General features: G+C 61.2%; 14 protein-coding genes. 6 read left to right on the forward strand and 8 right to left on the reverse strand.

Annotation, left to right across the window (positions count from 1 at the left end; genetic code table 11):
• Window positions 1–39 precede the first annotated feature (39 nt).
• The 5 genes from AB5I78_RS21470 to AB5I78_RS21490 form a co-directional block, all read right to left on the reverse strand.
• On the reverse strand, window positions 40–1,203 hold the full coding sequence (locus tag AB5I78_RS21470; RefSeq protein WP_369301447.1) for a putative zinc-binding metallopeptidase: 1,164 nt from the start codon (window positions 1,201–1,203) through the stop codon (window positions 40–42).
• A 139-nt stretch (window positions 1,204–1,342) separates the two neighbouring features.
• The gene (gene ligA / locus AB5I78_RS21475) at window positions 1,343–3,709 is read right to left on the reverse strand and encodes an NAD-dependent DNA ligase LigA (RefSeq protein ID WP_369301351.1); all 2,367 of its coding nucleotides are present in this window, start codon (window positions 3,707–3,709) and stop codon (window positions 1,343–1,345) included.
• 87 nt (window positions 3,710–3,796) lie between these two features.
• Window positions 3,797–4,660, reverse strand: a complete 864-nt coding sequence (gene zipA, locus AB5I78_RS21480) for a cell division protein ZipA (protein WP_034119293.1) — start codon at window positions 4,658–4,660, stop codon at window positions 3,797–3,799.
• A gap of 285 nt (window positions 4,661–4,945) precedes the next feature.
• On the reverse strand, window positions 4,946–8,434 hold the full coding sequence (gene smc / locus AB5I78_RS21485) for a chromosome segregation protein SMC (RefSeq protein WP_145159090.1): 3,489 nt from the start codon (window positions 8,432–8,434) through the stop codon (window positions 4,946–4,948).
• Window positions 8,435–8,436: 2 nt separating this feature from the next.
• Window positions 8,437–9,096 (reverse strand): GntR family transcriptional regulator, encoded by a 660-nt coding sequence (locus AB5I78_RS21490; RefSeq protein WP_145159092.1) that lies wholly within the window; start codon window positions 9,094–9,096, stop codon window positions 8,437–8,439.
• 280 nt (window positions 9,097–9,376) lie between these two features.
• Here AB5I78_RS21490 and xdhA point away from each other — a divergent pair, with 280 nt between their 5' ends.
• From xdhA to guaD, 4 genes are all read left to right on the forward strand, one after another.
• On the forward strand, window positions 9,377–10,825 hold the full coding sequence (xdhA, locus tag AB5I78_RS21495; RefSeq protein WP_369301352.1) for a xanthine dehydrogenase small subunit: 1,449 nt from the start codon (window positions 9,377–9,379) through the stop codon (window positions 10,823–10,825).
• Window positions 10,818–13,217, forward strand: a complete 2,400-nt coding sequence (gene xdhB, locus AB5I78_RS21500; protein ID WP_369301354.1) for a xanthine dehydrogenase molybdopterin binding subunit — start codon at window positions 10,818–10,820, stop codon at window positions 13,215–13,217. Before xdhA ends, xdhB begins: the two co-directional genes overlap by 8 nt.
• Before the next feature lie 118 nt (window positions 13,218–13,335).
• Window positions 13,336–14,175 carry a xanthine dehydrogenase accessory protein XdhC gene (gene xdhC, locus AB5I78_RS21505; protein ID WP_369301355.1) on the forward strand — a complete coding sequence of 280 codons (840 nt, stop codon included), beginning with the start codon at window positions 13,336–13,338 and terminating at the stop codon, window positions 14,173–14,175.
• 12 nt (window positions 14,176–14,187) lie between these two features.
• Window positions 14,188–15,492: a guanine deaminase gene (guaD, locus tag AB5I78_RS21510; protein WP_242195871.1), complete on the forward strand. Its 1,305-nt coding sequence runs from the start codon at window positions 14,188–14,190 to the stop codon at window positions 15,490–15,492.
• A 139-nt stretch (window positions 15,493–15,631) separates the two neighbouring features.
• Here the strand turns inward: guaD and AB5I78_RS21515 are convergent, their stop codons facing one another.
• The gene (locus AB5I78_RS21515) at window positions 15,632–16,396 is read right to left on the reverse strand and encodes a GntR family transcriptional regulator (RefSeq protein WP_017134778.1); all 765 of its coding nucleotides are present in this window, start codon (window positions 16,394–16,396) and stop codon (window positions 15,632–15,634) included.
• A 226-nt stretch (window positions 16,397–16,622) separates the two neighbouring features.
• On the opposite strand from AB5I78_RS21515, the gene AB5I78_RS21520 reads away from it, so the two are divergent.
• Window positions 16,623–17,813 (forward strand): benzoate/H(+) symporter BenE family transporter, encoded by a 1,191-nt coding sequence (locus AB5I78_RS21520; RefSeq protein WP_242195874.1) that lies wholly within the window; start codon window positions 16,623–16,625, stop codon window positions 17,811–17,813.
• 37 nt (window positions 17,814–17,850) lie between these two features.
• On the opposite strand, the gene AB5I78_RS21525 is transcribed toward AB5I78_RS21520, so the two are convergent.
• Window positions 17,851–18,195, reverse strand: a complete 345-nt coding sequence (locus AB5I78_RS21525) for a YggL family protein (RefSeq protein WP_016979277.1) — start codon at window positions 18,193–18,195, stop codon at window positions 17,851–17,853.
• A gap of 236 nt (window positions 18,196–18,431) precedes the next feature.
• Between AB5I78_RS21525 and dacB the strand changes: the two genes are divergently transcribed.
• Window positions 18,432–19,892: a D-alanyl-D-alanine carboxypeptidase/D-alanyl-D-alanine-endopeptidase gene (gene dacB / locus AB5I78_RS21530; RefSeq protein ID WP_145159104.1), complete on the forward strand. Its 1,461-nt coding sequence runs from the start codon at window positions 18,432–18,434 to the stop codon at window positions 19,890–19,892.
• A 138-nt stretch (window positions 19,893–20,030) separates the two neighbouring features.
• Here dacB and AB5I78_RS21535 read toward each other — a convergent pair whose 3' ends face one another.
• The gene (locus AB5I78_RS21535; protein ID WP_369301356.1) at window positions 20,031–22,415 is read right to left on the reverse strand and encodes a diguanylate cyclase; all 2,385 of its coding nucleotides are present in this window, start codon (window positions 22,413–22,415) and stop codon (window positions 20,031–20,033) included.
• Window positions 22,416–22,476 lie beyond the last annotated feature (61 nt).

The raw sequence follows: 22,476 nt of genomic DNA on the forward strand, positions 1-22,476 counted from the left end.
TCAGGATTAAAAAATCAAGGGGCTCAAGCACTTGTGCCGCTACAGAATCACGGCTTCATCTGCCCTGCCGCCCTCTTCCTGGATGACCAAGTGAATAAAGTGCAGCTTGGCGATCACCGCCGGCGGCAGCACAAAGGGATAAAAATCCGGCTGGCCCATGCTGCGCGACAGTTCGTTGAGCATGCCGGCCAGTTCAATCCAGGCGTTGACGAACGACAGGAACGCCGTACCGCCTGGGTGTTCGGGGTCGTAAAGGGTGCTGAGGGGAAACGGCTGGTAATCCAGGTCCATCTCACGGGCACTCATGCCAAAGCCCAGGGCGGTGTCGACGGCGTCCATCATGTGCAGGTAGTGGGCCCAGGTTTCGGCCCAGTCTTCCCAAGGGTGCATGGTGGCGTAGGCGCTGACGCAAGTCTGCTGCCAGTCGGGGCGTGGGCCGTTCTGGTAATGATGGTCGAGTGCATCGGCGTAGCTGGCGCGTTCGTCGCCGAACAAGGCGCGAAAAGGTTCAAGCCAGTGGGTATCGGCGATCAGGCGGTCCCAGTAGTAATGGCCGACCTCATGGCGAAAGTGGCCAAGCAGCGTGCGGTAAGGCTCGCGCATTTGTACGCGAACTTTCTCACGGTGGGCGTCGTCGGCTTCCTTGATGTCGAGGGTAATCAGACCGTTGGCGTGGCCCGTCATCGGAGCATTGCCTTCCAGGTCGACGCCGACGAAGTCGAAGGCCAGGCCGTTGTCTTCATCGACGCTTTTGGGCACCACTTGCAGGCCGAGGCTGATCAGTTGCGCCACCAAACGGTGCTTGGCAGTTTCGACCTTGCGCCAGCGTTCGGCGTTTTCCGCGATCGACAGGTCGGGAATGGTGCGGTTCAGACTGCACGCCACGCACAGCGGCGCCGTACTGTGCGCCGGGATCAGCCAGTTGCAGGCGGCGGGAGTGTCGAGGTTGGCACAGCGACGGAAGGCGCCGGCGTCAAGGTTGTCGTCCTGCAGCCAGGTCCCGACAACCGGGCCCGGCTGTAAGGACGATACGCGGCTTTGCTGCGGCTGATAACCGAGCAGCGCCTGGCAAGCGAGGCACTGGCTGTTGCGAAAGAACAGCGATTGGCCACAGCGGCACTGCCACACCTTGCTGTTACGAGATGCGCCCGCCGTGAACGGTGCTGCGATGCGTGAACTGAGTTGCTCGAAGTAGCGGAACATGGCGATCTCTCTCTGGGTGACCAAGACTAGATCATTTCCCGTGAGAGATCGTTCCACTGGTGAGGGGGCTGCTGCGCAGGCCGACGCTGGGCAAGCCCGCTCGCCGCAATAAGCAGCAGCCCACTCCCCGCACGCGCCGTCAGACCGTGATGTTGTGCTTGGCCAGGAATACCACGAACGCTTCTTCGTCCAACACCTTCAAACCCAGTTCGCTGGCCTTGGCCAATTTCGAGCCAGCGCCCGGCCCGGCCACCACACAGTGGGTTTTCGCCGAGACGGAGCCGGCGACCTTGGCGCCAAGGCTTTCAAGCTTGTCCTTGGCCACATCGCGGCTCATCAGCTCCAGTGAACCGGTGAGCACCCAGGTGTGCCCTGCTTCGGGCAAGCCTTCGACGACCTTCTTCTCGCTCTGCCAGTGCATGCCGAAGTCCTTGAGCTGCTGCTCGATGGCCTGGGCGTGGTTGGCATTGTCTTGGTTGTCAAAAAACTCGCGCACGGCCTTGGCCTGCTTTTCAGGCAGTGCCTGACGCATGTCCAGCCAGTCGGCCTTGATTACGCCTTCCAGAGAGCCGAATTTATCCGCCAGTTTCTGCGCAGCGCCCGGCCCAACGCTGGGCACGTGCAATTTGTCGAGCAAGCCGCCCAAGGTGGTGCTGGCGGCGAACTCGGCACTCAGGTCGCCCTGATCCTGCAGTTGCAGGCCGCATTGCTCCGGCGACAACAGCGCGCCAATCACCTCCTGGTTATGGCTGTCTTCAAAGAAGCTGTGAATCTCGTGCGCCACTTCCAGGCCCACGTCGGGCAGGTACGTCAGCACTTCCGGCAAGGCCTTCTGCACACGCTCCAGAGACGCCAGGGAGCGCGCCAGCACCTTGGCGGTCTCCTCGCCCACATCCGGGATGCCCAAGGCGTAGATAAAGCGCGCCAGGGTTGGGGTCTTGCTGTTTTCGATGGCGGTGATCAGCTTCTTGCTGGAAATATCGGCAAAGCCTTCCAGGTCGATGATCTGCTCGTACTTGAGCTTGTAGAGGTCGGCCGGCGAACCGATGAGTTTTTCATCCACCAACTGCTCGATGGTCTTGTCGCCCAGGCCGTCGATGTCCATGGCACGGCGCGAGACAAAATGGATAATCGCCTGCTTGAGCTGCGCGCCACAGGCCAGGCGCCCGACGCAGCGGTACACCGCGCCTTCGCTGACGGTTTCCTTGCCTTTGCTGCGCTTGACCAGTTGCGTACGCTCCACGTGGGAGCCACACACCGGACAGCTTTCGGGGACCTGCACCGCGCGGGCGTTTTCCGGGCGGCGTTCGGTGACCACCGAGACGACTTGCGGGATCACGTCACCGGCGCGGCGGATGATCACCGTATCGCCGATCATCAGGCCCAGGCGCGCGACTTCATCCATGTTGTGCAAAGTGGCGTTGGACACGGTCACACCCGCGACCTTGACCGGCTTGAGGCGCGCAACGGGCGTGACGGCGCCGGTACGACCGACCTGAAATTCGACGTCGAGCAATTCAGTCAGCTCTTCCATGGCCGGGAATTTATGCGCGATGGCCCAGCGCGGTTCACGCGCGCGAAAACCCAGTTCACGTTGGGCAGCAATGCTGTTGACCTTGAACACCACGCCGTCGATTTCATAACCCAGGCTGTTACGCCGCTCGCCGATATCGCGGTAGTAGTCCAGGCATTCCTGAATCCCCTTGGCCAGCTTCAGTTCGTGACTGATCGGCATGCCCCACTTCTGCAACTGCTTCAAGTTGCCGATGTGGGTGTCGCTGATGTCTGCGGTGACCTGGCCAATGCCATAGCAGCAGAACTCCAGCGGGCGGCTGGCGGTAATTTTCGAGTCCAACTGGCGCAGGCTGCCAGCCGCCGCGTTGCGCGGGTTGGCGAAGGTCTTGCCGCCGACTTCCAGCTGCGAGGCGTTCAGGCGCTCGAAACCGGCCTTGGACATGAACACTTCGCCGCGCACTTCCAGGGTCGCCGGCCAGCCGCTGCCGTGCAGCTTCAGCGGGATATTGCGCACAGTGCGCACGTTGACGCTGATGTCTTCGCCCGTCGTGCCATCGCCACGGGTGGCGCCGCGTACCAGTTCACCGTCTTGATACAGCAGGCTGACCGCCAGGCCATCCAGTTTGGGCTCACAGCTGTATTCCACCGCCGCGCCGCCGCCAAACAGATCGCCCACCGGCAGGTCGAGGCCTTCGGTGACCCGGCGATCAAACTCGAGCATGGTGGTTTCGTCAAAGGCGTTACCGAGGCTGAGCATCGGTATTTCGTGCTTCACCTGAGTGAACGCCGACAACGCCGCACTGCCGACCCGCTGCGTCGGTGAATCACGCGTGACCAAATCCGGATGCTCGGCTTCCAGGGCTTTGAGCTCGTGGAACAGCCGGTCGTACTCGGCGTCCGGAATGCTCGGCTCGTCGAGCACGTGGTAACGGTAATTGTGCTGATCCAGTTCAGCGCGCAATTGGAGGATGCGGGTATGGGCGGCGGTCATGGGTGTTCTCTCAGAAAGCAAAAGAGCAGCCGAAGCTGCTCAATATGTTAGTGCGCTTATTCTACTGACAACGCTGAAGACCAATCCTCAGCGTTTCTGTGTCAGGGCGCGACGCTCGAACTCGACGATGCGCTGACGGTAGTGTTCGATGGTCTGGGCGGTCAGGACGCTGCGTTGGTCGTCCTTGAGCTCGCCGTTGAGTTCCTGAGACAGCTTGCGGGCCGCGGCCACCATCACGTCGAACGCTTGTTTGGGGTGACGCGGGCCTGGCAGGCCGAGGAAGAAGCTCACCGCCGGGGTGCTGAACAGGTCGATGTCGTCCAGATCGAAGGTGCCCGGCTTGACCGCGTTGGCCATGGAGAACAGCACTTCGCCGTTACCGGCCATGCTTTCGTGACGGTGGAAAATATCCATCTCGCCAAACCGCAAGCCGCTTTCCAGGATGTTCTGCAACAGTGCCGGGCCTTTGAAACCGGCGGCATCGCGGCAGATCACGCTGATCACCAAGACTTCTTCAGCGGCCGGCTGGTCATTGACCGACTGGCGTGGCGCGCTTTTGGTCGGGGTCTCGTCGGGGAAATCGTCATCACGGCTGCTGAAGCTCGGGCCATCATCGACGTCAAGGTTCAGGTCGCCCTGGTGCGGCTCGGCAACTGCGGCGCTGCCGCGTTTACCGCGTTTGGAAGACGGTTCACGGGCTTCACGCACCGGCGCGCTCATCGACGGCAAGTCGTGTTCGTCCAGTTGCGGCTCTTTATGGGTATCCAGCACGCGAGGCGGCCCCAGCAGTTCGGCGCTGCCATCATCGTCAGGCAAGTTGGACAGGTTGCGGTCCAGACGGAACTTGAGCTTGCCCTTGCCACCGCGCATGCGGCGCCAGCCATCAAAAAGAATACCGGCAATGACAATAATGCCGATGACGATCAGCCACTCGCGCAGACCGATTTCCATGTAATCCCGTGCCTCTAATAAAAAATGCTGAAAAATAAGGGGTTTAGCAACATCCAAACCGCTTTAAAACGTGGCGCCAACTCTATGTTCTGACTGACGTTTTGCCCACGCATACGAGGAATTGACAATAAACTAGCACGACCTTCGATAACTTTACACAGTTGGCGCGAAATGTGTCGATTTGCCATGTTTGGGCCACATGAAAGATCGCTTGCGCCAGCCGCCAACTGTGAGCTTCAAGCTGCAAGCTCTAAGCCTCAAACACGTGTAACCAGCAACTCGCCGCTAGGCATCCACCAGCGCCATCGCTTCTTCCACATCCACCGCCACCAAACGCGAACAACCGGGTTCGTGCATCGTTACACCCATCAATTGATCGGCCATTTCCATGGCGATCTTGTTGTGGGTGATATAGATGAACTGCACGGTCTGGGACATCTCTTTAACCAACCGAGCGTAGCGTCCAACGTTAGCGTCATCCAGCGGGGCGTCAACTTCGTCGAGCATGCAAAACGGCGCCGGGTTCAACTTGAAGATCGCAAATACCAGCGCCAATGCGGTCAGTGCCTTTTCGCCACCGGACAACAAATGGATGGTGCTGTTCTTCTTGCCCGGAGGCCGCGCCATGATCGTCACCCCTGTATCGAGTAGATCTTCGCCCGTCAGTTCCAAGTAAGCGCTGCCACCACCGAAAACTTTCGGGAATAACGCCTGCAAACCGCCATTAATCTGATCAAAGGTATCTTTGAAACGATTACGGGTTTCCTTGTCGATCTTGCGGATCACATTTTCCAAAGTGTCCAAGGCTTCCACCAGATCGGCGTCCTGGGCATCCAGATAACGTTTGCGCTCGGACTGCTGCTGATACTCGTCGATGGCTGCGAGGTTGATCGCGCCGAGTCGCTGAATACGCGCAGCAATCCGTTCAAGTTCTTCTTCGGCATCTTTCTCGTTGGCCTGGGCGGTCAACGTATTAAGCACGCCGTGCAGGTCGTAGCCGTCTTCCAGCAACTGGTCCTGCAGGGTCTTGCGGCGAACCGTCAGGGCCTGCCATTCCATGCGCTGCTGTTCGAGCTGGCCGCGAATCAACTGCGATTGCTGCTCGGCCTGGGTCCGGCGTTTTTCCGCATCGCGCAGTTCGCGATCGGCGTCTTCCAGGGCGATTTGCGCAGTCTTGAGTTCTTCGTCGACGGTCATGCGCTTGTCGAGCAATTCTTCGAGCTTGAGCCGCAACTCCTCCAGCGGCGCTTCGCCCTCCTCCAGGTTGAGGCTCAGTTGCTCGCGCTTTTCGGTGAGGCGTTCGGATTGCATCTCCAGGCGCTCAAGGGCCTGACGCGTGGACGCGTGCTGAGCCTGCAACGAACCGAGGCGCACCGCCAATTGGTGAGCGTGATCCTTGTGCTGGCGCGCTTCCTGACGCACGCGGTCAAGGCGTTCGCGCAAGCTGTCGCGTTGGGCCAGCAGCAGTTCGCGCTGCTCGGTGTCCAGCGCCATGCTGTCGAGGGCTTCCTGCAGTTGCAGGCGCGCCTCACCGATTTGTTCGTGCTCAAGGGCGCGCTGCTCGCCCATCTCCGCCACTTCTTCATCAAGACGGGTGCGGCGCAGGGTCAGTTGCTCGACCTTGGCCTTGCTCGCCGACAATTGGGCCTTGAGTTCACCTTGCTGGCGCGCTTCGTCCTGCAACAGGCGGCGCAGGTGTTCGCGGCCGGTCTCTTGCTGGCGCTGGGTGGCGCGCAGGGTTTGCAGTTCGGTTTCCAGGCGTTCGAGAGTGGCTTCGCGTTCTTCGCGCTCGGCGCTCAGGTTGACGATTTCCTGGCCACGGGCCAATACGCCGCTTTCCGCTTCGCTGGCACGGCGTACGCGCAGGAAGTGGCGGCCCACCCAATAACCATCGCGGCTGATCAGGCTTTCGCCCGCGCCCAATTGGCCGCGCTGCGCCAGGGCTTGCTCCAGGGAATCCACCGGTTTGACCTGCCCCAGCCAGGGCGACAGGTCAATCGCCGCCTCGACCTTGTCCAGCAAACTGCCCGGCACGCGCGTGCCATCGGCCGCCGGGCTGAGCAAACGCAGATCGCCCTGAGTAAAGCCGGCCAGGTCGAAGCCACCAAAATCGTCGACCAGCACCGCCTGCAGGTCGGCGCCGAGCACGGTCTCTACCGCCAGCTCCCAACCCGCTTCAACTGTTAACCCTTCAGCCAGGCGCGGGCGCTCGGCCAAATGCTGGTCGCGCAGCCACTCGGCAGTGCCGGTGCCCGGGTCCAGAGCGGCTTGCTGCAAGGCCTCCAGCGACGCCAATCGGCCGTTCAGCCGCTGCAAATCGCCCTGCGCCTGCTGCTGCGACTGGGTCGCCTGTTGCAGTTGCTGACGCAATTGCTCCAGGCGCTCCACTTGTTGTTCTTCGCTGGCTTCCAGCTCTTCCAGCGTCATCTCACTTTCGGCCAGCTGCTCGCTCAGCTCCATGATCGCCGCGTCTTCCGGGTCGGCGGCGAGCAACACGCGCTCTTCCTGCAGACGCCGTTGGCGCTCGGCCAGACGCTCCATGCTGGTTTCCAGCTGCTGGATGCGCGACTGCTGCACCTCAGCCTGGCGGCGCGGCTCGGCGGATTGCAGGTTGAAAGCGTCCCACTGCTCTTGCCAGCCGTGCATGGTGGTTTCGGCTTCTTCCAGGGCGGCGGCGGCTTCTTCGGCGGCGGCGCTGGTGATTTCCTGCTCGGGGGTGAGCATGTCCAGCTCTTCGCCGAGGGTCAGCAGCAAGGTGCGGTCATGGCCCAGGTGCGATTCGGTCTCCAGGCGCGCGCGCTCGGCTTCCTTCAAATCATCTTGCAGTTGGCGCAGACGCTGCTGGCCATGCTGAATGCTCTGCTCGACCCGGGCGATGTCGCCACCCACTGAATAGAAGCGGCCCTGCACCAGATTGAAGCGCTCGGACAGGTCATGGTGACCGTCACGCAGGCGCTCGATGCTGGCGTCGGCATTGCGCTGTTCGGCCACCAGCGCTTCAAAGCTGATTTCCTGGGTGCCGATGATCGCTTCGCGCTGGCCGACCTGATCGTTCAGCGCCTGCCAGCGCAGGGCCGAGAGTTGCGCCTTGAGCTGGCGTTCTTCGCCCTTGTATTCCTGATACTTCTCGGCCGCCTGGGCCTGGCGGTGCAGGCGCTCCAACTGGCGCTCCAGCTCTTCGCGCAGGTCGGTCAGGCGGGCGAGGTTTTCGTGGGTGCGGCGGATACGGTTTTCGGTCTCGCGGCGGCGCTCCTTGTACTTGGAGATGCCGGCTGCTTCTTCAATGAAATTACGCAGGTCTTCGGGCTTGGCTTCGATCAGCTTGGAGATCATGCCCTGCTCGATGATCGAGTAGCTGCGCGGGCCCAAGCCGGTGCCGAGGAAGATGTCGGTGATGTCCCGGCGCCGGCACTTGGTGCCGTTGAGGAAGTAGCTGTTCTGGCTGTCGCGCGTCACTTTGCGGCGAATGGAAATTTCCGCGTACGCCGCGTATTCGCCGATCAGGGTGCCGTCGGAGTTGTCGAACACCAGCTCGATGCTGGCCTGGCTCACCGGTTTACGGCTGGTGGAGCCATTGAAGATGACGTCGGTCATCGACTCGCCGCGCAGGTTTTTTGCCGAACTCTCGCCCATCACCCAGCGAACGGCGTCGATGATGTTCGACTTGCCGCAGCCATTGGGCCCCACCACTGCCGCCATGTTACTGGGGAAGTTCACCGTGGTCGGGTCGACGAAGGATTTGAACCCCGCCAGTTTGATGCACTTGAGCCGCACGTTTAGGCGTCCGCCAACGCAGCGATGACCAATGAACAACTGCGCTGGCCGTAGGCGGACAGCACCAGGCGAATCTGCGCCAGGTCACGCGCCAGCACGGCGGCGAGCAGTTGCTCGAACAGCGCCAGGTACTCGCTCATGGACGCCTTGCGCTGATCCAGCGCCAGGTAATAGGCGCGGTTCATCGCCGGCTGCAGGTTCTCGACGGTTTCCTGCAAATACGGGTTGTTGGCAAAAGGGTACGCGGCGCGCATCACGTTGAAGCTTTCTTCGACGAAGGCGCGGATGTCCTGACGCTCAAAACTGTTCACCAGACGCTGCTGGATCTGCAGGAACGGCGTCATGTCGGCCTGCACCTTCCAGCCCTCGGCCACCGCATTGCCGAGCAGGATGTACAACTCGCCCATCAGCGTGCACAGGCTCTGCACCTTGTGCGCGGTGAGCTCGGTGACGTGGGCGCCACGGCGCGGCAGGATCGCGATCAGGTGGCGGCGCTCGAGGATCAATAAGGCTTCACGCACGGAACCACGGCTGACATTGAGCGCCAGCGTAACTTTCTGTTCCTGGATCCGCTCCCCAGGCTTGAGATCGCCGCGAATGATACGTTCGGCGAGGTGGTGAGCAATTTGCTCGGCGAGACTGTCCGGCGCCTTGAACGTCATGTTTTCCCTTCAGAATCTTCTATCAGTACAAGCGCGGCAGTGTAGCGCATTGGCCCGCTGATGGCGCTACGCCCACGGTGGCGAATTTGGCATGAAATAAGCAGCGATGAAAACCCACAAGCCGCCAAAAACAACGGTTCCAGAAGACTGGACCATAATTGAAAGTGTTGTGACCGTAACTTCTTGACCTCCTGGTCAGAAAATCATTGACCGAAAAGTCAGACATGACTAGATTCGGCGCAAAGCGGTTAACAACAATAATGAGTCTGCGAGGCCTTCCGTGATCCAGTTTTTACTCAACCAGGAACTCCGTAGTGAGCACGCCCTGGACCCCAACCTGACCGTGCTCAACTATTTGCGTGAGCACGTGGGCAAACCCGGTACCAAGGAAGGCTGCGCCAGCGGCGACTGCGGGGCGTGCACCGTCGTGGTCGGCGAGTTGCACCGCGACGAACAAGGCGCGGAGCAGATTCGTTATCGCAGCCTCAACTCATGCCTGACCTTTGTGTCGTCGCTGCACGGCAAACAGCTGATCAGCGTTGAAGACCTCAAGCACCAGGGCCAACTGCACAGCGTGCAAAAAGCCATGGTCGAGTGCCACGGCTCGCAATGTGGCTTTTGCACGCCGGGCTTTGTGATGTCGTTGTTTGCCCTGCAAAAGAACAGCGACGCGCCCGACAGCCAAAAAGCCCACGAAGCGCTGGCCGGCAATTTGTGCCGTTGCACCGGCTACCGCCCGATCCTGGCCGCCGCCGAACAGGCCTGCTGCAACAAACCCGTCGACCAGTTTGACAGCCGCCAGGCCGAGACCATCGCGCGCCTCAAAGCCATTGCGCCAACGCAGACCGGCGAACTCAACAGTGGCGACAAACGCTGCCTGGTGCCGCTGACCGTCGCCGACCTGGCCGATCTCTACGACGCCTACCCGCAAGCCCGGCTGCTGGCCGGCGGCACCGACCTGGCGCTGGAAGTCACGCAGTTTCATCGCACGCTGCCGGTGATGATCTACGTCGGCAATATCGAAGAAATGAAGCGCATCGAACGCTTCGACGACCGCCTGGAAATCGGCGCCGCCACCGCCCTCTCCGACTGCTACACCGCGCTGCACCACGAATACCCGGACTTCGGCGACCTGCTGCACCGCTTCGCCTCCCTGCAAATCCGCAACCAGGGCACCTTGGGCGGCAACATCGGCAACGCCTCGCCGATTGGTGATTCGCCGCCGCTGCTGATCGCCCTGGGTGCACAGATCGTGCTGTGCAAAGGCAACGTGCGCCGCACCCTGGCGCTGGAAGACTACTTCATCGACTACCGCGTCACCGCGCGTCAGGACAGCGAGTTCATCGAGAAAATCATCGTGCCCAAGGGCCACACACTGTTCCGTGCCTACAAGGTGTCCAAGCGCCTGGACGATGATATTTCCGCGGTGTGCGCCGCCTTCAACCTGAAGATCGAGAACGGCGTGATCAACCAGGCACGCGTCGCCTTCGGGGGCATGGCCGCCACGCCCAAACGCGCGAAAAGCTGCGAAGCCGTGCTGGTGGGCGCCACCTGGAACGCCGTCACGGTGGAAAAAGCCTGCGCCGCCCTGGCCGAGGATTTCACCCCGCTGTCGGACTTTCGCGCCAGCAAGGAATACCGCCTGCTCAGCGCGCAAAACCTGCTGCGCAAATACTTCATCGAACTGCAAACGCCGCACATCGAGACTCGGGTGACCGCTTATGTCTAACCATCACGCCGTCGTTAAAACCCAGGCCGAACTCGCCGAGCTGTTCGCCCAGGACCTGACCTCCGGGGTCGGCCGCAGCGTCAAGCATGACAGCGCCGCCAAACATGTGTCCGGCGAGGCGCAGTACATCGATGACCGCCTGGAATTTCCCAACCAACTGCACCTGTATGCGCGCATGTCCGACCGTGCCCACGCCCGCATCCTCAGCATCGACACCACGCCCTGCTACGCCTTTGACGGCGTGCGCATCGCGATCACCCACGAAGACGTGCCGGGCCTGAAAGACATCGGCCCGCTGATGCCCGGCGACCCGTTGCTGGCCATCGACACCGTGCAGTTTGTCGGCCAGGTGGTGCTGGCCGTGGCCGCGCGCGACCTGGAAACCGCACGCAAAGCGGCCATGGCGGCGGTGATCGAATACGAAGACCTGGAGCCGGTGCTGGACGTGGTCGAGGCCTTTCGCAACAAGCATTTCGTGCTCGACAGCCACACTCACCAACGCGGTGATTCGGCAGGTGCACTGGCCACGGCGAAAAACCGTATCCAGGGCACGCTGCACATCGGCGGCCAGGAACACTTCTACCTGGAAACCCAGATCTCGTCGGTGATGCCCACCGAAGACGGCGGCATGATCGTCTATTGCTCCACGCAAAACCCCACCGAAGTGCAGAAGTTGGTGGCCGAAGTGCTCGACGTGTCGATGAACAAAATCGTCGTCGACATGCGCCGCATGGGCGGCGGTTTCGGCGGCAAGGAAACCCAGGCCGCCAGCCCCGCCTGCCTGTGCGCGGTGGTGGCGCGCCTCACCGGCCAACCGACCAAAATGCGCCTGCCGCGCGTCGAAGACATGCTGATGACCGGCAAGCGTCACCCGTTCTATATCGAATACGACGTGGGCTTTGACGACACGGGTCGCCTGCACGGGATCAACCTGGAACTGGCGGGTAACTGCGGCTGCTCGCCGGACTTGTCGAACTCGATTGTCGACCGCGCGATGTTCCACGCCGACAATTCGTATTACCTGGGCGACGCTACGGTTAATGGCCATCGTTGCAAGACCAACACGGCCTCCAACACCGCATATCGCGGCTTCGGGGGGCCACAAGGCATGGTCGCCATCGAGGAAGTGATGGACGCCATCGCTCGGCACCTGGGTCTGGACCCATTGGCGGTGCGCAAGGCCAATTACTACGGCAAGACCGAGCGCAACGTCACCCACTACTACCAGACCGTCGAGCACAACATGCTCGAAGAGATGACCGCCGAGCTTGAAGCCAGCAGCCAATACGCCGAGCGCCGCGAAGCGATCCGCCTGTACAACGCCCACAGCCCGATCCTGAAAAAAGGCCTGGCGCTGACGCCGGTGAAGTTCGGTATTTCATTTACCGCCAGCTTCCTGAACCAGGCCGGTGCGCTGATCCACATCTACACCGACGGCAGCATCCATTTGAACCACGGCGGCACCGAAATGGGCCAGGGCTTGAACACCAAGGTCGCGCAAGTGGTGGCCGAAGTGTTCCAGGTCGACATCGACCGCGTGCAGATCACCGCCACCAACACCGACAAGGTGCCCAACACCTCGCCCACCGCGGCGTCCAGCGGTGCCGACCTGAACGGCAAGGCTGCGCAGAACGCCGCCGAAACCATCAAGCAGCGCCTGGTGGAGTTTGCCGCACGCAAGTACGACGTGAGTGAAGCGGATGTGGAGTTTCACAATGGTCACGTGCGGGTACGCGACCAGATCCTGACCTTTGAAAGCCTGATCCAGCAGGCGTATTTCGCCCAGGTCTCGCTGTCGAGCACCGGTTTCTACAAGACCCCGAAAATCTTCTACGACCGCAGCCAGGCGCGGGGCCGGCCGTTCTATTACTTCGCGTTCGGCGCGGCCTGCTGCGAGGTGATCGTCGACACCCTCACCGGCGAATACAAGATGTTGCGCACCGACATCCTGCACGACGTCGGCGCCTCGCTGAACCCGGCCATCGACATCGGCCAGGTGGAAGGCGGCTTTATCCAAGGCATGGGCTGGCTGACCATGGAAGAGCTGGTGTGGAACAACAAAGGCAAGCTGATGACCAACGGCCCCGCCAGCTACAAGATCCCGGCCGTGGCTGACATGCCCCTGGATTTACGCGTAAAGCTGGTGGAAAACCGCAAGAACCCGGAGGACACGGTGTTCCATTCCAAGGCCGTGGGTGAGCCGCCGTTCATGCTCGGGATTGCCTCGTGGTGCGCGATCAAGGATGCCGTGGCGAGTGTGGGTGAGTATCGCCATCAGCCGAAGATTGATGCACCGGCCACACCCGAGCGGGTGTTGTGGGGGTGTGAGCAGATGCGGCAGTTGCAGGCGGCAAAGGCTGTTGAGGCTGAAACCGAGATGGCTTCGCTCTAAGACCGAGGTGCTGCCATCGCAGGCAAGCCAGCTCCCACATTTGATGGTGTTCACACATCAAAATGTGGGAGGGGGCTTGCCCCCGATAGCGGCCTGACAGACGCCACAAGAGGTGACTATGAACAACTGGATCAGCGCCCTCGCCGACCTGCAGAACCGCGGCGAACCCTGCGTGCTGGTGACCATCATCGAAGAGCTCGGCTCCACGCCGCGCAATGCCGGCTCGAAGATGGTGATCAGCGCCGCGCAGACCTTCGACACCATCGGTGGCGGGCACTTGGAATACAAGGCGATGCAGATCGCCCGCGACATGCTCGTGCGCGGCCAGCAAAACACGCATCTGGAGCGCTTCAGCCTCGGTGCAAGCCTGGGCCAGTGCTGCGGCGGTGTGACTGTGCTGCTGTTCGAACCCATGGGCCAGGTGCAGGCGCACATTGCAGTGTTTGGCGCCGGCCATGTCGGCCGCGCGTTGGTGCCGCTATTGGCGAGCCTGCCGTGCCGGGTGCGCTGGATCGATTCCCGCGACCAGGAGTTTCCGGAAAACATTCCCCAGGGCGTGCGTAAAATCGTCAGCGAGGAGCCGGTCGACGAAATTGCCGACCTGCCAGTGGGCAGTTACTGCATCGTCATGACCCACAATCACGCGCTGGACCTGGAACTGACCGCCGCGCTGCTCAAGCGCAATGACTTTGCCTACTTCGGGCTGATCGGCTCGAAAACCAAACGGGTCAAGTTCGAACACCGCCTGCGAGATCGCGGCTTCGACACCGCGCAGCTGCAACGCATGCGCTGCCCGATGGGCCTCACCGAGGTGAAGGGCAAACTGCCGGTGGAGATCGCCATCTCCATCGCCGGCGAAATCATCGCCACCTATAACGCCAATTTCGGCCAGCACACCGCGAGCGCCGAACCCATTGCCAAACTGCTGCCGGCCTCGCGCCGCAGCCAAGCACTCTAAATTGAGAACACCATGCCTTTGACTCGCAAAGCCTACCGTGCCGCCATCCTGCACAGCATCGCCGACCCTGCTGAAGTGGGGATCGAAGCGTCCTATGAGTATTTCGAAGACGGCCTGCTGGTGATCGATAACGGCCAGATCAGCGCCCTGGGCCACGCCAGCGATTTGCTGCCGACGCTGCCCGCCGACATCGACGTTACTCATTATCAGGATGCGCTGATCACCCCGGGCCTGATCGACACCCATATCCACCTGCCGCAAACCGGCATGGTCGGCGCCTATGGCGAGCAGTTGCTGGATTGGCTCAACACCTACACCTTCCCGTGTGAAAGCCAGTTCGCCGACAAGGCCCATGCCGAAGAAGTCGCGGATATCTTCATCAAGGAACTGCTGCGCAACGGCACCACCACGGCGCTGGTGTTCGGCAGCGTGCACCCGCAATCAGTCAATTCATTTTTTGAAGCGGCCGAGAAACTCGACCTGCGCATGATCGCCGGCAAGGTAATGATGGACCGCAACGCGCCGGACTATCTGACCGACACCGCCGAATCCGGCTACCAGGAAAGCAAGGCGCTGATCGAACGCTGGCACGGCAAGGGCCGTTTGCACTATGCGGTCACGCCACGTTTTGCCCCGACCAGCACCCCGGCGCAACTGACGCTGGCCGGGCAATTGCTGGGCGAATACCCGGACCTGTACATGCAGACTCACATCAGTGAAAACCTGCAGGAAGTGGCATGGGTGAAAGAGCTGTTCCCGGAGCGCAAGGGCTACCTGGACGTGTATGACCACTACAAATTGCTGGGTGAGCGTTCGGTGTTTGCCCACGGCGTGCACCTGTGCGATGACGAATGCGCGCGCCTCGCCGAAACGGGTTCGGCGGTAGCGTTCTGCCCGACCTCGAACTTCTTCCTCGGCAGCGGTTTGTTCAATCTGCCGATGGCCGAGAAGCACAAGCTGAATGTCGGCCTGGGCACCGACGTGGGCGGCGGCACCAGCTTCTCGCTGCTGCAAACCTTGAACGAAGCCTACAAGGTCATGCAGTTGCAGGGCGCGCGGTTGAGCCCGTTCAAGTCGCTGTACCTGGCCACCTTGGGTGGCGCGCGAGCGCTGCGTTTGGAAGACAAGATCGGCACCTTGCAGCCGGGCACTGACGCGGACTTTTTGGTGCTGGATTACAACGCCACGCCGCTGCTCAGCTATCGCTTGAAGCAGGCCAATAATATTGCCGAGACGTTGTTTGTGCTGATGACGCTGGGGGATGACCGGGCGGTGTTGCAGACGTATGCGGCCGGCAATCTCGTGCATCAACGCTGATCTAAAGCACGCCGAGAAGCAAATGTGGGAGCGGGCTTGCTCGCGAATACGGAGTGTCAGTCACCAGATGCATTGACTGATCTACCGCATTCGCGAGCAAGCCCGCTCCCACATTTCTGGCCCTGGTGAGTCTGGGAAATTACAGTTTTACGGACGAGCGTCCCGGCTTTTTCGTCTGCAACAAATGCGAGAACACCGCGTGCAAATCATCCGACGCGCTTTCCTCATCGAGGTTGAGCTTGCTGTCGATGTGATCCATGTGGTGCATCATCAAATTCACCGCCAACGTTGCGTCGCGTGCTTCGATCGCATCGATCAGCTGCGTGTGCTCATCGTAAGAACAGTGCGAGCGGTTGCCGCTTTCGTACTGGGCGATGATCAACGAGGTCTGCGACACCAGGCTGCGCTGGAAGCTGATCAGCGGCGCGTTCTTCGCCGCCTCTGCCAGCTTGAGGTGAAATTCGCCGGAGAGGCGGATACCGGCACCGCGGTCGCCGCGGGAAAAGCTGTCGCGCTCGTCGTTGACCATCTGGCGCAGCTCGGCCAGCTGTTCGGCCGTGGCGTGCTGCACTGCCAATTCCGTGATCGCCCGTTCGACCAGACGCCGGGCCAGGAATACCTGACGCGCTTCTTCTACACTCGGGCTCGCCACCACCGCACCACGATTGGGCCGCAGCAGTACCACGCCTTCATGGGCCAGACGCGAGAGCGCGCGGCGAATGATGGTGCGGCTGACGCCGAAGATTTCGCCCAGTGCCTCTTCACTCAACTTGGTTCCGGGCGCCAGGCGTTGTTCAAGGATGGCCTCGAAGATATGCGCGTAAACGATATCGTCCTGGGTTCCGCTGCGACCGGCCTTGCCGGCTCGCGGTTGTTTCTTGAGAGGTTGCAACTGTTCGTTCATGGGCACTCGGGTTTGGAGAACGGCGGCGAATTAACGGTAATACGGCAAGCGCGGGTTGCTGGCAAGTATCACCTAAAAACAGGGCACATTGTACACAACCCAATGCGCCAACACACTGTACGGCTGTTTGCAGCGTCGGCTGTATCGCAACGAGTAGTTACGTTTGAGTTTAGGCTTGAATCTGCGCCTTCACTGACAAATACCCAGGTAAAAGGAACACCTCTCCATGAACGACGCCACCCAAGCGCCTTTGCGCCCGTTGGCCGACACTTCTGCGTCGGCCATCGTCGCCGGCTTCATTGCCATGATGACCGGCTACACCAGCTCGCTGGTCCTGATGTTTCAGGCCGGCCAGGCCGCCGGGTTGACCACGGCGCAGATTTCTTCGTGGATCTGGGCCATCTCCATCGGCATGGCGGTGTGCAGCATCGGCTTGTCCCTGCGCTATCGCACGCCCATCACTATTGCCTGGTCCACACCCGGCGCGGCGCTGTTGATCACCAGCCTGGGCGGCGTGAGTTACGGCGAGGCCATTGGTGCCTACATCACCTGCGCCGTACTGGTGACGCTGTGCGGGCTGACCGGCAGTTTCGAAAAACTGGTCAAGCGCATCCCGTCGTCGCTGGCGGCGGCCTTGCTGGCGGGAATCCTGTTCAAGATCGGCAGCGAGATTTTCGTCGCCGCGCAGCATCGCACCGGCCTGGTGCTGGGGATGTTTTTCACGTACCTGATCATCAAGCGCCTGTCGCCACGCTATGCGGTGCTCGCCGCGCTGGTGCTTGGCACTGTGCTGTCGGGGCTGATGGGGTTGCTGGATTTCAGTGGTTTTCACCTCGAAGTGGCGATACCGGTGTGGACCACGCCGCATTTCTCGCTGGCGGCGACCATCAGTATCGGCATTCCGCTGTTCGTGGTGGCAATGACCTCGCAGAACATGCCCGGCGTCGCCGTGCTGCGTGCCGATGGCTACACCGTGCCCGCCTCGCCTTTGATCACCGCCACCGGCCTGGCCTCGCTGGTGCTCGCACCCTTCGGCTCCCACGGCATCAACCTGGCGGCAATCAGCGCGGCCATCTGCACCGGGCCGCATGCCCATGAAGACCGCAACAAGCGCTACACCGCCGCGGTGTGGTGCGGTGTGTTCTACGGGATTGCCGGAGTATTTGGCGCGACCTTGGCGGCATTGTTCGCAGCATTGCCAAAGGAACTGGTGCTGTCGATTGCAGCGCTGGCGTTGTTTGGCTCGATCATCAATGGCTTGAGCATCGCCATGAATGAGCCGAAGGAACGCGAAGCGGCGCTGATCACCTTTATGGTCACCGCGTCAGGCTTGACGTTGTTTTCCATCGGTTCGGCGTTCTGGGGGATTGTGGCGGGGGTGTTGACGCTGCTGATTCTGAACGGGCGCAAGGCATAAAAAAACGGCGACCCGAAGGTCGCCGTTTTTTTCAGTATCACTTAGCCGCGTTGATCGGCTTTTCTGGATACCACACGTCCAGCAACGGGCTGACTTCAGCCTTGGTCAGCTCGGAACGGGTTTTCAGCCAGGCTTCAACAGCAGCACGCTGCTCTTCGGAGACCGAGCCACGCTTCTGCAGGCAAACCAGACCGAAGTCATCGCCGCCGACATAGCCCAGACCGTTGGCTTCCATGGCTTCTTTGATGAATGCTTCGAGGAAAGCGTCGATAGCTTCTTCACTCAGGCCTTCGTTGAAGTCCAGGTTCAGTTCGAAACCCAGCTCTTGAAATTCATCAACGCACAGTTTTTTGCGCAGACGCTGGGAACGGTTAGTCGCCATTGGAACAATCCTCATAAGTAATAACGGGCGGCACTTTAGCAGTTTAAGGCAAGGATTGCCCGACTCTCTGGGACAGGCGGCTATCTGTCTGCAAAAAAACGCGCAATACCAGCTATCGTTCAGCTACAACTGGATCCACCTTGGGGCATAATGCCGACACTTTCGTGACCAATGAGGGATTTTCTTCCATACCCCTCGCCTTTTTCACCCTTCTCAGCAGTAGGGTTTTATTCCTTATGATCAAATCTTTTCGTTCCGTGTTATTGGCCAGCGTTCTTCTTCCACTGGCCTTTTCCGCCGCTGCCGCCCCAATCAACAACACCCTGCCACCCAACGTTGCGCAGGCCCTGCAGAAAGCCAAGCTGCAAAATACCGCGCTGTCGCTGGTGATGCTGCCCCTCACCGGCCCCGGTACCCCCACCGTGTTCAACGCCGACGTGTCGGTGAACCCGGCCTCCACCATGAAGTTGGTCACCACCTACGCTGCCCTGGAAATGCTCGGCCCCAACCATCAGTGGAAGACCGAGTTCTACACCGACGGCACGCTCAGCGGTGGCGTCTTGCACGGCAACCTTTACCTAAAGGGCGGCGGCGACCCGAAGCTGAACATGGAAAAACTCTGGCTGCTGATGCGCGACCTGCGTGCCAATGGCGTGCAGCAAGTCACCGGCGACCTGGTGCTCGACCGCAGCTTCTTCAACCAGCCGCAATTGCCCGAATTCAATGACGACGGCAATGACGAGAACAAGCCGTTCCTGGTCAAGCCCGACGCCCTGCTGGTCAACCTCAAGGCCCTGCGCTTCGTAACCCGCAATGATTCGGGCCGCGTGATCGTATCGGTCGAGCCGCCGATTGCCAGCATTCGCATCGACAACCAGGTGAAAGTCTCCAACGCCAAGCAATGCACCGGCGACGTGCGCTACAGCCCGGTCACCGCCGCCGACGGCAGTGTCACCGTGACGGTCAGCGGCCAACTGGGCGATGGCTGCAGTTCGCAGACTTACCTGTCGCTGCTCGACCACGCCACCTACACCGCCGGCGCTGTGCGTGCGATCTGGCAGGAATTGGGTGGCACCATCCAGGGCCGCGACATCCAGGCGCCCGTGCCCAAGGACGCCAAAGTACTCGCCCGTGCCTTCTCGCCGGACCTGGCGGAAATCATCCGCGACATCAACAAATACAGTAACAACACCATGGCTCAGCAGCTGTTCCTGAGCCTGGGCGCGCAATTTCGCAACGATGCCGACGGCGACGACGCCAAGGCTGCGCAACGTGTGGTCCGTCAGTGGCTGGCGAAGAAAGGCATCACCGCGCCGCACCTCGTCATGGAGAACGGCTCCGGCCTGTCGCGCGCCGAACGTGTCAGCGCCCGCGAGATGGCGGCCATGCTGCAAGCCGCCTGGAAAAGCCCGTACGCGGCGGAATACATCAGCTCGCTGCCGATTGCCGGCACCGACGGCACCATGCGTAAACGCCTGAAGACCACCGCCATGCGCGGCGAAGCCCACGTCAAGACTGGCACCCTGAACACCGTGCGTGCCATCGCCGGGTTCAGCCGTGACAACAATGGCAACACCTGGGTGGTGGTGGCGATCCTCAACGATTCGAAACCGTGGGGCGCCTCATCAGTGCTGGACCAGGTGCTGCTGGACCTGTATCGCCAGCCGAAGCTGGCGGCGGCTGCGCCGGTGCTCTAAAGGCAACACAGATCAAATGTGCGAGCGGGCTTGCTTGCGATAGCGGTGTATCAGTATCAGATTCGCTGACTGACACGCTGCAATCGCAGGCAAGCCAGCCCCCAACATGAATGCGCGCCGTCTGAAAAACTCTGTCAATCAAACCCTGATTCGCTCAGCCTCCACCCGGTCCCTGCCCGCCTGCTTGGCCCTATACACCGCCGAGTCCGCCCGCAGCAGCAGCCCGTCAATGCCGTCATCGATCCGCCAACTGGCCACACCGAAGCTGGCGGTCACGATGCCCACCGTGTCCATCGGCGCACTGCGCAACGACTGCCACAACTCCATCGCCAGGCTGTACGCCTGCTCGCAATCAGTGTGCGGGCACAACACCACGAACTCTTCGCCGCCCAGTCGGCAAAACACATCCGTGCGCCGCAGGCGCTGACTGATGCGCTTGCACACCTCCTGCAACACCCCATCGCCTACCGCGTGACCGTACTGGTCGTTGATGCGCTTGAAGTGGTCGATATCCAGCATGATCAACGACAGCGCCCCACTGGTGCGGTTGAGCCTGAGCATCTCGACCTTGAGACGATCCTGGAAATAACGCCGGTTATGAATGCCCGTCAGCGAATCGGTGATGGACAGTGCCCGCAGCTCTTCCTCCACCCGTTTGAGGTCGGAAATATCCGACACGTAGCCATGCCACAGCGTACCGCCGCCTGGCAGTTCTTCAGGCGTGGCTTCGCCGCGAATCCAGCGCAGGCCGCGTTGTGGCAACAGCACGCGGTATTCTTCGCGCCAGTGGCTCAGCTGCAACGCCGACAAGCGTATCGACAGGCGGACCCGCTCGACGTCCTGGGGATGAATGCGCTCGAAGACCTTGGCCGCGTCCTGTTGCAACACGCCGGTTTCGATTTCATAGATATCGCGCATGCCATCGCTGGCATAGATGAAACGCCCGTTGCCCTGAGGCTCGAGGGTGAACTGGAAGATCCCGCCGGGCACATGGGCACTGAGCTTTTTCAGCAAACGATCGCGCGCCGCCAACGCCTCGTAGGCGCGTTTCTGTTCGGTGACATCCAGGTAAATCGCCAGATGCCCGATCCACAAGCCATGGTCATCCAGCAATACGGTGCCGAGCATGTTCACCGTCAAGGGGCTGCCATTTTCGCGTAACAGGGTCCACTCGCGCGCATGGTGCAGGTGGTCCGGGCTCTCCACCAGCATCGCCTGGCTTGGCGGGATGCGCTTGCCCATGGCCGCGCTCAAACGGGTGGCGCGCGCTTCGAGTTCAGCGGCCAGGTGCAGGCTTTCCAGGGTCATGCGCCCCAGTACCTGGTCGGACGTGTACCCCAGCATTTGCTCGGCCCCGGCATTGAACGTGTTGATCACCCCGCGCAGGTCAGTGGCGATGATCGCGACCTGGGTGGCCGCATTCAGCACGCTGCGCAATTGCCCGTGCGCACCGCGCAATTCCTGTTCACGCAGGCGCAACTGCTCGGTGCGCTGCTCGACCAGTTTCAGCGCGCGCTGGCGTTGGCTGACCACCACATACAACAAGGCACTGAGCAGCAGGCTGAGCAACCCGCCCATGGTCAGGATGGTGCTCATCGAGGAATGGTTGGCCTGATCGAAGACCTGGCTGCCACGCAACGTGAGGGCATACACATGGTCGCCGAGGGTCAAACGGCGCGCGGCGCTGAGGTCGCTGGCGCCCACCGCATTGCTCGAGGCATACAGCACGCGCTGCTGGGTGTCGGAGGTATCGACGATCTGCATCACCAGGTTGTCGCGGTTCGGCTTGGGCAAACCGTCGGCCACCAGCTGTCGCATGCTGATCACCGCCATCACGAAGCCGCTGGGCTCGGCCTCAGCCGGCTTGCGCACGGGCGCCACCAGCAAAACCCCGGCCGCATAGGCCGGTTCCACACCCACCAATTGCATTGGCTGGGATACCGCGGGCGTACCGCTTTCTTGCGCACGCTCAAGGACCGAGCGCCGAAGCGGCTGTGCCAACAGGTCGAAACCGAGCGGCGAGCCCAGCAGACTTTGGGTTTGGCTATACAACACCGGCACGTATTCATCGCGCTCGGCGGCAGGCGCCAACTCCCCTGATGAATTCAGTTCACGGATGGCAAAGGGCGCGCCGCGCTGGCGCGAGATCTCCTGTTCAAACGGCTTGCGCTGATCGCGAAAAATCCGCGGTGCCCAGGCATACGCGCGGGCGCGCAACAGCAAGGGTTGGGCAAACCCATCGAACTCGGCGCGGGACACATCACTGGAATTGACGAAGAAGCGCTGCAGGCTGGCCAGGCGTTGCTCCTGGTCTTCGAGGCGCTCCTGCAGGCGGGTGTAGCGTTCATTGACCAGCAACTGGAAACGCTGGCGAACCTGTTGCTGATACAGATCGGCGGCGGCCCAGGCAATAATTACCGTCAGCGCGCAACCTGCCAATAACACCACCAATGCCACCAGCCAAGCCGACGCCTGCTCACTGATAAAGCCTAGGATTTTGGGGCGTACGGCATGCATCGGCATAGGCAACACTCACAACGCCAGCGTGCGGGGCTGTCACTTTGGCTAGGGCTTCAGTTATAGC

The sequence above is a fragment of the Pseudomonas sp. N2-3-1-14 genome (genome assembly GCF_041228395.1).
Classification (GTDB): domain Bacteria; phylum Pseudomonadota; class Gammaproteobacteria; order Pseudomonadales; family Pseudomonadaceae; genus Aquipseudomonas.